The following is an 11,622-nucleotide window of genomic DNA, read 5'->3' as shown; positions in this document are numbered from 1 at the left end:
CAGTTGCCTTCGCGTCACACCAAGACGATCTACCAGACCAGGACCGCCTTGACGACGAATCCCACAAATTGATCACAACCCGATACGCGACCTAGGGCCTGTCCGACAAAACGATCATGGTTGTGGTCGCGGAGCCACAGGATCAGCGAGGCCAGGACGACACCTGCGGTTGGTACGTCCAACGAAAGCCGGACCACACCGCAGGACTCCTGAGCGAGATCTGCCTGGACGCCCGCACGCGGCTGGACCTGGCCCCCAAGACCGTGGGCCGATTCATCCGCCGATCCCTCCATCTCGACAGCACGTTCGGTAGGGAAACCATCGACGCGCACCTCGACATGGCCCTCCCGCCGTCCGCGAAATCCGTCGCGAGCTAGCTGGCGATCGCAAAGTAGACGTACTGAGTCAACGACACCCGCGGAGATTACCGACGCAGGCCCACTGCCGCCTGAGTATTTCCTCGACTGCTGCATGGGCGTCGGGCGGGATGTTGCAGGCTGCCAGTCCGGTTCGGGTCCGGGCACCAGCCCGTCGGTCATGCCGTTCCTCCGCTCGTCCGCCGCAGAGTGTCAGCTGTGATGCCCGCTCCAGTGATTTCGTCGGCCTCGCACCCGTCGTCAGCCGCCTCGCGTTCGGCTGCGAACTCGTCGAGGAGTTCAAAGAGGACCTTGATCGCGTGCTTGTCGTCGTCGGGCGGCAGGTCCCAGTACGTGTTCCAGCCGTGCGGGAGCGCGATGTGCAGGACATGGCCAGGCCAGGCGTGGTTGCAGTCGCGGCCTCGGCGGGCGATGAGCCACTCCGACCAGCCGGCGAGACCTTGTCCGCCGTGTCGGACGGCGCTTTGGTCGTAGCCGTTCAGGAACGCGGTGATCGTGTGGAAAGAGGCCTTGCCCATGAGCATTCCAGGGCGGTGGCCGACGCAGGCGAAGTACTCGCGATCGCTCATCTCCTCGAGAGGCTTCGTCTGACCCTCGTTCGTGCCGGTCATGAGTTGCCGCCGGTGGGGTGCAGGATGCTTTCAGCGATCTCGCGCACGCGGTCCGGGGTGATGCCGGTGCGTTGCTCGACGGCGAGGGGGTGGTCGGTGGGTTCGAGTTCGATGAACGGGCGGTCGCCGACCGGGCGGCTGTGGACGTGCGTCTTCAGGTTGACCGTGCTCGGTGAGTAGAGCGGCAGATCGGTGCTCAGCCAGCCGAAGTACGGGGTCTCGGCCTCCCGTCCCGGGGTGTCCCACAGGTCCGCCATGCGGACGAAGCTCTCGCGGCTGAGGGAGGCCCAGACGCCCCAGGAGAACACCTCGTCGCTGCCGATGACCGGTATTTCGACCAGTCCTTTCACCAAGTAGTGCTGCCCGTTGATGACGCACTGGTCCGACGACAGCAGGCAGTCGGGGGCGTCGGCGAAGCTCGGGTCCCAGACGTAGGGAGCTGCAGCCGAGTAGTTCATCGCCAGTTCGGCGTGGCGCTCGCCGCAGCACGAGCAGGTGAATCCCAGGTCAGTGGCCATGGGACGGAGCCTAATGATCGCCTTCGCCCCTGATTCACGGTGGGCTCGCGGGTCGGCCGATGATCGGCATGCCCAGGTCCACCGGCTTCCGCACACATGCCTGGTCGATCTGTGTGATCTTGTTGTGGGCCCCGGCGAGGCTGACCTGGAGCCCCTCGATCTCACCGAGCCGGCCCTCCCGGTCGGCTTCGGCGATCCGGGCCGGCAGGTTGTCACGGATCTCCAGCAGCCGTGGTCGCTGGGCGGGGTCTGGCCGCAGGAGTGAGCATCTGACACATGCTCCTCTGAACTATCCCTCGGGTCCCGCCGAATCGCGAACCCCTGTGCGTCGGCGAACGCCGGTGTCGGAGGTGCTGGTTACGGTGTCGCCGTTCGCATCCACGGGAGGATCATGCGTCGGTACCGGAAGCACGTCGTGGTCTACGTGTTCGTCGTCGTGGCGGCGTGGTCGGCGACGCGTGTGCTCGACGAGGGTTCGCCGGCCGCCCCCGCGGAGCGGCCGGCGGTCGCGGACTCCCCGACGTCGCCGCCCCCGAGCGCCTCCGACGTCGCGGCGATGTGTGCCCGGCCGAACGTGGCCTGTCTGGTGGCGACCGCCACGTCGAGGAAGTAGGACGGGGCCGACGCCTCGCGCCGAGTCGCGTGCGTGTCCGCGAGGTTCGGGACGGACGGTCGTGCCGGGCGTCGTCGGTGGCATCGACCATGATCGGCCCGTTCCGGATGGACGACGCGAGAGCGGCGCTCAAGAGCGGTCGGCTGTCACTGGGCGAGGTGTTGGCCACCGACACCCTCGCCGTGGGCAAGATGCCGGTCCGGGCCCTGCTCGAATCCCTCCCGCCCATCGGGAAGGCACGCGCCGCCGAACTTCTCGTCGAGTTGGGGATCTCCGAGAACCGCCGAGTCCGCGGCCTGGGCGTCCAACAGCGCGAGCGGCTTCTGGAGCGCTTCGCGCCTCGGACGTGACCTGCGGACGCGGGGTGCCGACGCCCCACTTCGACGGCTCCGACGAACCCCTCGACGTCGACACCGACGACCTGCGACGCGCCCGCAACAAACGCCGGGGGCGTTGCGGCCGTCCGCGAACGCGAACACGCCGCCCGACGCGCCGGCCACCCCTCCTGGGCCGACGCCACCATCGCCCCGACCGTCGACCGGGCAGCGCGAGCGCCGCGCCCACGAGGCCGGCCACCCCTCGTGGGCCGAGGCGATCAGGGCGACGGCCACGCTGCCCGCTGCCCGAGCGGCCCGGGAATTGGGTGGCTCGATCCGATCGATCCGACTCCGGCGTGCCCGACTCGTCCCCGGGCCCGGCGTGAACGCGCCCGGGCCGGAAGGGCGGAGAGGGCCTTCGAGCGCTCCGCAGCCCTCGATATCCCGTCCCGCGTGCCGAGCCCGATGATTCCGGTCGCCCGCGCGGTACGCCACGCCGGCCCCGCCGATGGGGAACCTGCGCGTGGCCGAGGCCGAGGCGCCGTGAGGAACACGCCGTGCGGGGTCGACGTTCCCCGACGGTTCGCGCTCTTGATCCGATCCGCCCCACCGCTCCGCCCCTGTGGCCTGCGCGTCCGCGTGGTCGCGGTCGCGTGAGAGTGTGGATTCGTCGGTGACGGACGGGAGTTCGGGGGAACGGATGCACAGTCGGGCGAGACGAGTGGGTGCGGCGGTGATCGCTCTGGCCTCGGTCGGGGCCGCGGCGGGGTGCTCGTCGGGGGGCGGGTCGGGCAAGCCGGCCGTGCCCAGCGCGTCGATCGTGGCGCCGGTACCCGATCCTGCGGTGATCTCCGAGGCCGAGGCCCGCCAGGTCCTGGAGCGCTACGACACCGAGAACAACACGGCGAACACGACACTCGACGGCGACCGCCTCGCCGGGGTCGAGGGCGGCGAACTGCTGGAGGCATCCCTGGCGGGGTACCGCGCCGACCGGGCACGCCCGGACCGGGAACCCTACAAGCCGTTCACCCACCCGGCCCCGCAGTTCTGGATCCCCCGGGCGAGCGGCCATCCCCGCACGTTCCTCGCCGTCGCCGCCACCGGTGCCGACAGCGAGGACAAGGCCGTCGTCCACTTCGTCCAGGACACGCCCGGCGCGCCGTGGAAGGCCGTATTCACCGCCCACGCCCGGGTGGGCGACCCACCCGCCACCGCGAGCGCGAGCCCCGAACGCCAGGCCCGCCCCACACTCGACGACGTCGCCCGCGACACCTCCGGCTCCGCGCGCACCACGACCGCGGGCGACGCCGCGACGGTGTGCGGGCGATACGCCGCGATGATGTCGGTGCCCGCCGGGCCCGGCGCGGGCGAGGCCCGCCTCGCGCCGGGCAGTTACACCACCGAACTGCGCAAGCGGATCGAGGACGACGCCCACCGGGACGAGCGGATGTCGCAGACCACCACCGTCACCGCCCGCCCCGTCGTTCGGCAGACGTTCCGGACCGCCACCGGCGACCGCCTGGTCCCCTGCGTCCTGGACAAGACGATCGAGGCCAAGGCCCTGATACCCCAGGCACACCTGACCGCCACCGCCCCCACGACCATCGCGTTCCTGGGCAGGAGCGGGCCCTTCACCACCGTCAAGGAAACATTCCTCGCCTGCGTCCTGATCCGGGTCCCCGCCGCACCCGACGCGCCGGCCACCGTCCTCACCGGCGGACTGGCCCAATCACACCCCCTCGACGCCACCGGAACCTAGACGCGCACCCGGACCGAGCCCGCGGAACGGCCCTGTTCGATCCATACCGGCCGCCACGCTCGCGCCTCGGCCGAATCCGGAAGGACGACCCCGTGACGACGGACCCCGCCGGCTACGCCACCCCCTGGTATTTCGCCCCGGCCCCGGACCAACCGTGGAACCTCGCCGTCGAGCAGGTCATCGCCTCCCTCGAACAACGACCCGACGCCCATTGGAGGGCCGGGGAGGGCTTTCGCGGAGAGCCTCTCCTCGAGGTGTGGTTCCCCATCCGACCGTGGCTGTTCCAAGGCTCCTACACCCCGCGTCCGCCGTCGCTGAGCATCCGCATCTGCGACGCCCGCGCCGCCGCCCAGGCGTGGACCACCTGGTTCCTTCCACAACTCCCCGCACACATCACGAGCGTCGCCTTCAACACCGAGGACGGAGTCGAGAACGGCTACGCCGACATCGACTTCACCCTTTTGTGCCGTGACGGCCGCGACGCCGTCGTCGACACGCTCACCGACCACCTCCGGCACGTGTGGCGCGCCGGCGGCACATCCCCGCCGCCCCGCGCCGACGATTGAGCGCAGGGCACGACGGGTGAGCCGGCCGCCGTCGGCGGCTGCGCCGGAGAATACGCCCACCGAGCACCTCGACCGCGATTGTCCGCGGTCGTCCGCGACCGTCCGCGCCCCCCGGGCGCGCGCCGCGTGCTCCCGTGAGGGTTCTCCACCTGCGCTCGGTGCGCGCAAGATCACCCTCGTAGGCGACGGTCCGTCCCCTCCGCCGGCCGAGGATGCACGCAGGGGGTATGCGCTGACCCGTCGGCCTGGATTAGCCCGCCCTCCGGCGACGCGGCGGTGTGTGCGGGTTCGACACCGGAGGTGGCTACTCGCAGCTTCCGGGGATTTCGAGCCGCGTGGGGCAGTCGGGTTTCGCCGCGTGCATCCCGTGCGGCGCGATCTTGAACACCCACGACCCCGGGCGATCCTCGAGCGCGCACCACGACACTGATTTCGGGCGCCTCGGAAGCGGTCCGGGTCGGTGCCCGCACCGTGGGAGGTCGGGAAGGAGCGCAACGCGTTGCCGTGGTCTACTCGCCGGGTGATTCGGCGGCGATGGCGGTGGCCGTGAGGGTGATGGGCCCGGTGTCGGGGACGGGGATCGGTTGTGGTGGTGAGGTGTCCACGGGCAGGGGTGCGGAGAGTCCTTCGCGCAGTCCGGCGGCGAGGAGTGGGCCGTGGACGACGTCGTGGTGGGGGAGGTCGAGGCCGAACACGGTCTCGGCCATGCGCAGTTCGCATCCGCGCGGCGAAATACTGCCGACAATGGATGCCGCGACCAAGCCCGATCGCGCTCGGAAATGATCATCTGTGTAGCGCTTTCGACGGATACGGAAAGTTGTTGTTACAAGGTCATGGCATCGATGCCATCCTGTGGACCCGCCGCAGAACGCGGCGATACCCGACGTGTATCGCCGACTATCAATACGTGAGCACACTCACCTCCGACCGTGACGGAGGATGACGGATTCGATACGGGAGCGGAACTTTCTTCGCTCGATCGCCGGCGCCGGCCCCCCGTCACCCGGTCGAGCGCAACGCCCGGCCGCCCGAAGGCGGTTGGTCCGCGCAAAATGGATGTCCGTCAGGCGGTCCCAGTGAAGACCCAGCGCGCCGGCGTCGAAGGCATCGGTGTCGTGGTGAAGCCGTGCACGGTGCCGGGGTGGATCTCGGCCGTGTAGTCGACACTCGCCGCATCCAGAGTCCGGCTGAGCCGCCCGAGCGCTCGTCTACCGCTCCACGGCCCGCCGCTACCTCGGCGAGGACGAGGATTGCCACCCACGCCCCCGGCAGCACCCTGGCCGCCCACCTTTCGGTTCCCCTTCCACTTCGCGGGCCCGAACACTCAGGGCGACAAGGCCCCCCGATGGCGGTCCTGAGCGACGATGAGGCCGCGGCCCGGACCGACTCTGTGGCCTGCTCGGCCGCCGGTTTCGCCCGCCTGCGCCTGGTGGTGGTCGCCCACGCCCTCGACTCGACGTCCTGCGGCCGACCGTCGAACGCGGTCACGGTCGCCACGTGGGTGCGCCGCACCTGCGGGTGCCCGACCCGGGCCCGGTACGTCGCCACCGCGCCCACCCCGATCGTCCACGCCCGCTCGCACGTGCGCTTCAGCCCAGGCCCGTCCGACACCGCCACCGCGGTGTCGATCGTCGCGGGCGGGATCGGCCCCGTTGCCCGGCAACTGCTCGCGCTGCGCCGCGTTCGGCCCGTCCCATCCCGACCGCTGCCGGGCCGTCCACCGCCCGATCGACGTCCCGCAGGGCACGACGTGCGGGCCCACGTCGTGCGGCCGTGCCCCGTCGTCCCGCCCGCCGGGGACCGGCCCGGTCACCGGGCGGCGTTGCGGCGGTGCGACCGCCCGGCCGAGGCCGGCAAACGGCTCGGTCGCCTCGATCGGCGCGGTGAGCGCCGGTACCGGCGGGTCGTCGGGGGCCGGTCGCACCCGCAGCCGCAGGAACCGCGAGCGCATTGGACCGCGCGAGCCGTGCCGCCAGGTGACGTCGACGAAGGCGTCACGGCCGTGGCCGCCGCGAGCGCGGCCACGGCCCTGCGCCATGCCCACAGACGAACAACCGAAATCACATCAACGATCCAGGCGCACAAGGTCATGTGGAACACACCCGGGCCTTCTCGACGAAACCGCGATATCCCCAGGCCAGACCTCTCACGGCCCCATCCGAACGGCCATGAACCGCTCCCATCCAACCCGCAACGCCCCAGCCCACACCACCAACCACCACTGCGGAATCACACGGCACTCCCCGGAGCACTACTCAGTGTCATTATTATGATACTTTGCGTGTGCAATCGGAGTTCCGCAGGCTCCGTGCACGATGACACTCGGGGCAGTGGCGACGACCGCCACCTGTCCACCCCTGGGAAGGCGTGTGATGGGCGAGACCTCGACCGGGAGCCGCTCGTCCCCCCTGCCGGATCGGCGGTGCATATCCCAGCGACCGTGAACGCGGGCGCGGGCGCGTAGGCGTCGAAGATCGCCGGTCAACCGCGCAACATTCAGACCATCCGGTTGTATGGAGTCGTCGACAGTCCGTCGACGGCCCTTCCGGCACGGCCCGACGGCCCGAACGAGCCGGTTCCTCGGCACCGCCGGCACAGTCTGCGCGTCCACGCCCTCCGTCGGCACCCCGCGCCCGCCTACCGTGCACAGGCCGCGGCCCGCCCGGTTGCGGACCGCACGGCGGCAGCCTCCCACCGGCAACCCTCGGCCACTCGACCATCCCCCGTCCCAAGACCCTCGTCCCCACCCCAGGAAGTGCGATGAACGACAACTCCAACGGTCACCGCAACGGCGCCGGCCGCGCCGATCAGCAGACCTACCGCCAACTCGCGCGCGAACTGCTGCTCGTCGGCCCCGAACCCGCCAACGAAGACCTCAAACTGCGCTACCTCGACACCCTCATCGACAACGGACTGCAACCGCCGCCGCAACGCAAGCGCGTACTCATCGTCGGCGCCGGCATCGCCGGCCTCGTCGCCGGCTCGCTGCTGACCAAGGTCGGGCACGACGTGACGATCCTGGAGGCCAACGCCAACCGGGTCGGCGGCCGGATCAAGACCTTCCACACCACCAAAGGCGAGCCTTCCCCGTTCGCCGACCCCGCGCAGTACGCCGAGGCCGGGGCCATGCGCGTACCGAGCTTCCACCCGCTCACCCTCGCACTGATCGACAAACTCGGCCTGAAGCGGCGGCTGTTCTACAACGTCGACATCGATCCGACAACCGGCAACGAAGACGTGCGGGTACCGCCCGTGACCTACCGCTCCTTCACCGGCGAGACGTGGACGAACGGCCCCGCCAGCCCCGAGTTCCGCGAACCGGACAAGCGCAACCACACCTGGATCCGCACCAACCGCGAGCAGGCCCGCCGCGCCCGCTACGCCGAGCAGCCCTGCGCACTCAACGAGGGCTTCCACCTCAGCGGCCACGAATCACGGGTGACCGTCGCGCAGTTGGTCCACGACGCCCTGGAGCCGGTCCGGAACTACTACTCCGACCTGATCGACGGCCAACGGATCAACAAGCCCTTCGAACAGTGGCTCGACGGCTGGGCCGCGGTGGTCCGCGACTTCGACGGCTACTCGATGGGCCGCTACCTCCGCGAGTACGCGGGCTTCAGCGACGAGGCCGTCGAGGCGATCGGCACCATCGAGAACATGACCTCCCGACTGCACCTCGCCTTTTTCCACACCTTCCTGGGGCGCAGCGACATCGACCCGAAAGCCACCTACTGGGAGATCGACGGTGGCAGCCGACTGCTCCCGGAGGCGCTCGCAAAGGATCTGCGCGACCAGATCGTGATGGGTCAACGCATGGTCCGCCTCGAGTACCGCGATCCCGACCGCGACGGCTCGGCCGCCGCCGGGGGCCTCGTGGGACCCGGCGATGCGGTCGTCGTGCAGACCGTGCCCGAGGACGACCCATACGCCGAACCGCAGGCCTGGACCGGGGACGTCGCGATCGTCACCATCCCCTTCTCCAGCCTGCGCTTCACCCGGGTGGCTCCGGCGTTCTCGTACAAGAAGCGCCGTGCCGTGATCGAGACGCACTATGACCAGGCGACCAAGGTGCTGCTCGAATTCTCGCGCCGCTGGTGGGAGTTCACCGAGGAGGACTGGAAACGCGAACTCGACGCGATCGACCCGGACCTCTACGACTACTATCAAAACGTGGGCGAGGACCCCGCCGAAGCCGCCCTGTCCGCTCCCTCCGCCGTGCGTGACCTGCCCACCGGGCTGCTCGGCGCCCACCCCAGCGTCGACGAATCCCGGATCGACGCCGCGCAGGTGGCCTACTTGCGCAACGCACCACTGTTCGACGCCGGGGTTCGACCCGCCACCAACGCTTACGGCGGCGGCTCCACCACCGACAACCCCAACCGCTTCATGTACTACCCCTCCCACCCGATCCCCGGCAGCCCCGGCGGGGTCGTCCTGGCGAGCTACTCGTGGTCGGACGACGCGGTGCGCTGGGACTCGTTGGAGGACGCCGAACGCTACGGCTACGCGCTGCGCAACCTCCAGTCCGTGCACGGGCTGCGCATCGAGGTGTTCTTCACCGGCGAGGGCCGGACCCAGAGTTGGCTGCGCGACCCCTACGCGTTCGGCGAAGCCGCCGTGTACACGCCGCATCAGATGACCAGCTTCCACCTGGACGCGGTCCGGCCCGAAGGTCCCGTGCACTTCGCGGGCGAGCACATCTCGCTCAAGCACGCCTGGATCGAGGGCGCCGTGGAAACAGCCGTACGCTCCGCCATCGCCGTCAACGGCGCCCCCGTTCCCGCCCGACCCGGCAACGTCGCCGAGGTCGCGGACGCCGACGGTGTCCAGGTCGTGGACGGAGCCGCGCAGCCGCACCGGATCCCCGAGGAGATGCCCGCGTCATGACCACGAACCAGGACTGCACGGTCGCCGAATACCTCGCCGTCAGGCTCGAACAACTCGGCATCAAACACCTGTTCGGGGTTCCGGGTGATCTTCTCGGCCCGTTCCTGACCACGATGCGCGCCAAGTCCGCGGTGCGCTGGGTGGGTACCCCCACCGAGGTCGGCGCCGGGTACGCCGCCGACGCCTACGCCCGGGTCGCCTCGGCCGACGCCGACCTCGCGCTCGGCGAGCAGGGCGTCGCCGCGTGTGCCGTCACCTACGGTGTGGGCGCGTTCAACCTGCTCAACCCCATCGGCGGCGCCTACGCCGAATTCGTGCCGGTGATCGCGATCAATGCCGCGCCCAGCCACGAACAGTGGCTCAACCAGCAGGCGATCGGCCTGCTCACCACGCACATGATCCAGCGCCCCGAAAGCAACCTCGACGTCTACCGGCAGGTCACCGTCGACGCCCAGGCGATCTCCAACCCCGGCCTGGCGCCCATTCAGATCGACAGCGCCATCACCGCCTGCCTGACCCATCGCCGACCGGTCTACCTGGAAGTCATGGCGGATGTGTGGTCGGCGCCGTGCCCCGCGCCGCAGGGACGACTGACCGCACGCGAACGGCCGTTCACCGAAGCGAACCGACGCATGCTCGCCAAGGCCGTCGCGGCGACCGTCGACCTGATCCGCACCGCCCGCAACCCGATCCTGTGGGCCGGCGAGGAGATCGACCGCTTCCGGCTCTCCGACGAACTCACCGCGCTGGTACGCGATACCCGTATCCCGTTCTGTACCACCATCGGCGCCAAGGCCGTCGTCTCGGAGGAGACCCCCGGCTACTCGGGCGTCTACAACGGCAAGGCCAGCGACCCCGACGTGTACAAGGTGTTCCACGCCGCCGGTTGCCGCATCGGCCTCGGCTCGTGGGCGACGTCGAAGAACCTCGGCGGCGAACAGTCCATCGGCGCCGACTGGGCCGTCGCCGCCCACGAGGGCGTCAACGTCGGCGCCTCCTACTTCCCCGACGTGCAACTCGCACGGTTCATCCCGGCCCTGCGCGAGGCCCTGACCGCCGAGTTCGGGGCGGGCGTCTTCGCCGCCGACTACTTCGCCCAGGCACACGCGGCGGGCCTGGACGTCCCTGCCACCACCTCCGCCTACCTGGCCGGCCTGGTGGGCGGCGACTACCCGACCGACCTGACGTACGACAGCTTCTTCCGCCACGTCAACTCCTTCCTCCAGGACCAGGACAGCGGCATGCCCGGAGCGCGCGTCAACCCGTTCACCGTCGTCTCCGACGCGGCGTTCGCCCTGATCGGCTCGATGAACCTGAACATGGTCGAGCGCGCCTCCTTCGTGGCCCAGAACAGCTGGCTGTCCATCGGCTACTCGGTCGGCGCCGCCTCCGGCGTCGCCCTGGCCCGGCAGGAGCCGGAGAAGCGACCCCTGGTGTTCGTCGGCGACGGCTCCTTCCAGGAGACCTGCCAGGAACTGTCCACCCAGGTCCGGTACGGGCTGCGACCCATCGTGTTCGTTCTGGACAACGAGGGGTTCTACGGCATCGAGCAGATGCTCGTACACCCCTGCTTCTACGCGGAAAACCCGTCCGAGGGAGCCGAGTTCTACAACGAGCTGCACGTATGGCGCTACGAACGACTCGCCGACGTCTTCGGTACCGAGAAACACCCGATGACGGGCGCGAGCGTTCGTACCCACACCGACCTCGAGGCCCTCCTTGCCAAGGTCACCGACCCGGACCACTCGATCAACCGCGGCCCGATCCTGGTCCGGGTGCTACTGGACCGGCGCGACTACCCGAGAGCGATGCAATACAAGATCGACGAGAACTGCCGATAACCACACACCGCATCGCGAGGAGGCGCGTTCTTCGGCGACTTCGGGCGACATCGCCTCCGTCCGCTCCACGATCAAGGTCGGCGAGAGGCCGGTGCGGAACATCGCGCGGATGTCGTCCTCGCACCTCGGGAAC

At 69.8% G+C, this 11,622-nt stretch carries 10 protein-coding genes; 7 read left to right on the top strand and 3 right to left on the bottom strand.

Annotated features, from left to right (window positions below):
* The first annotated feature begins 116 nt into the window (after positions 1-116).
* Positions 117-377 carry a hypothetical protein gene (locus ACWGR4_RS29395; protein WP_452130192.1) on the top strand — a complete coding sequence of 87 codons (261 nt, stop codon included), beginning with the start codon at positions 117-119 and terminating at the stop codon, positions 375-377.
* Between the two features lie 158 nt (positions 378-535).
* Here ACWGR4_RS29395 and ACWGR4_RS29390 read toward each other — a convergent pair whose 3' ends face one another.
* On the bottom strand, positions 536-946 hold the full coding sequence (locus ACWGR4_RS29390; protein WP_452134269.1) for a hypothetical protein: 411 nt from the start codon (positions 944-946) through the stop codon (positions 536-538).
* 38 nt (positions 947-984) lie between these two features.
* Positions 985-1,446, bottom strand: coding sequence for a DUF2199 domain-containing protein (locus tag ACWGR4_RS29385; RefSeq protein ID WP_452130240.1), 462 nt, complete (start codon positions 1,444-1,446; stop codon positions 985-987).
* A 451-nt stretch (positions 1,447-1,897) separates the two neighbouring features.
* On the opposite strand from ACWGR4_RS29385, the gene ACWGR4_RS29380 reads away from it, so the two are divergent.
* The 4 genes from ACWGR4_RS29380 to ACWGR4_RS29365 all read left to right on the top strand — a co-directional run bounded on the left by ACWGR4_RS29380 (position 1,898) and on the right by ACWGR4_RS29365 (position 4,761).
* Positions 1,898-2,119, top strand: a complete 222-nt coding sequence (locus ACWGR4_RS29380) for a hypothetical protein (protein ID WP_452130194.1) — start codon at positions 1,898-1,900, stop codon at positions 2,117-2,119.
* A gap of 107 nt (positions 2,120-2,226) precedes the next feature.
* Positions 2,227-2,469, top strand: coding sequence for an integration host factor, actinobacterial type (gene mihF, locus ACWGR4_RS29375; protein WP_452130195.1), 243 nt, complete (start codon positions 2,227-2,229; stop codon positions 2,467-2,469).
* Between the two features lie 700 nt (positions 2,470-3,169).
* Positions 3,170-4,195 (top strand): hypothetical protein, encoded by a 1,026-nt coding sequence (locus ACWGR4_RS29370; protein WP_452130196.1) that lies wholly within the window; start codon positions 3,170-3,172, stop codon positions 4,193-4,195.
* A 92-nt stretch (positions 4,196-4,287) separates the two neighbouring features.
* The gene (locus ACWGR4_RS29365) at positions 4,288-4,761 is read left to right on the top strand and encodes a hypothetical protein (RefSeq protein WP_452130197.1); all 474 of its coding nucleotides are present in this window, start codon (positions 4,288-4,290) and stop codon (positions 4,759-4,761) included.
* A 509-nt stretch (positions 4,762-5,270) separates the two neighbouring features.
* Here the strand turns inward: ACWGR4_RS29365 and ACWGR4_RS29360 are convergent.
* Positions 5,271-5,468 (bottom strand): hypothetical protein, encoded by a 198-nt coding sequence (locus tag ACWGR4_RS29360; RefSeq protein ID WP_452130198.1) that lies wholly within the window; start codon positions 5,466-5,468, stop codon positions 5,271-5,273.
* 2,053 nt (positions 5,469-7,521) lie between these two features.
* Between ACWGR4_RS29360 and ACWGR4_RS29355 the strand changes: the two genes are divergently transcribed.
* Entirely contained in the window at positions 7,522-9,648 is a 2,127-nt protein-coding gene (locus tag ACWGR4_RS29355) for a flavin monoamine oxidase family protein (protein ID WP_452130199.1), read from the top strand.
* A complete protein-coding gene (locus ACWGR4_RS29350; protein WP_452130200.1) occupies positions 9,645-11,489 on the top strand; it encodes an alpha-keto acid decarboxylase family protein in 1,845 nt (614 codons plus the stop codon). The genes ACWGR4_RS29355 and ACWGR4_RS29350 overlap by 4 nt, the downstream gene beginning before the upstream one ends.
* Positions 11,490-11,622 lie beyond the last annotated feature (133 nt).

The sequence above is a fragment of the Embleya sp. NPDC055664 genome, assembly GCF_053618075.1.
This window is presented reverse-complemented; position numbering and strand designations above follow the sequence as displayed.

Coding starts and splice junctions, on each gene's coding strand:
- mihF (WP_452130195.1), top strand. CDS start 2,227: ATGGACGACGCGAGAGCGGCGCTCAAGAGCGGTCGGCTGTCACTGGGC.
- ACWGR4_RS29360 (WP_452130198.1), bottom strand. CDS start 5,468: ATGGCCGAGACCGTGTTCGGCCTCGACCTCCCCCACCACGACGTCGTC.
- ACWGR4_RS29390 (WP_452134269.1), bottom strand. CDS start 946: ATGAGCGATCGCGAGTACTTCGCCTGCGTCGGCCACCGCCCTGGAATG.
- ACWGR4_RS29395 (WP_452130192.1), top strand. CDS start 117: ATGGTTGTGGTCGCGGAGCCACAGGATCAGCGAGGCCAGGACGACACC.
- ACWGR4_RS29350 (WP_452130200.1), top strand. CDS start 9,645: ATGACCACGAACCAGGACTGCACGGTCGCCGAATACCTCGCCGTCAGG.
- ACWGR4_RS29355 (WP_452130199.1), top strand. CDS start 7,522: ATGAACGACAACTCCAACGGTCACCGCAACGGCGCCGGCCGCGCCGAT.
- ACWGR4_RS29385 (WP_452130240.1), bottom strand. CDS start 1,446: ATGAACTACTCGGCTGCAGCTCCCTACGTCTGGGACCCGAGCTTCGCC.
- ACWGR4_RS29380 (WP_452130194.1), top strand. CDS start 1,898: ATGCGTCGGTACCGGAAGCACGTCGTGGTCTACGTGTTCGTCGTCGTG.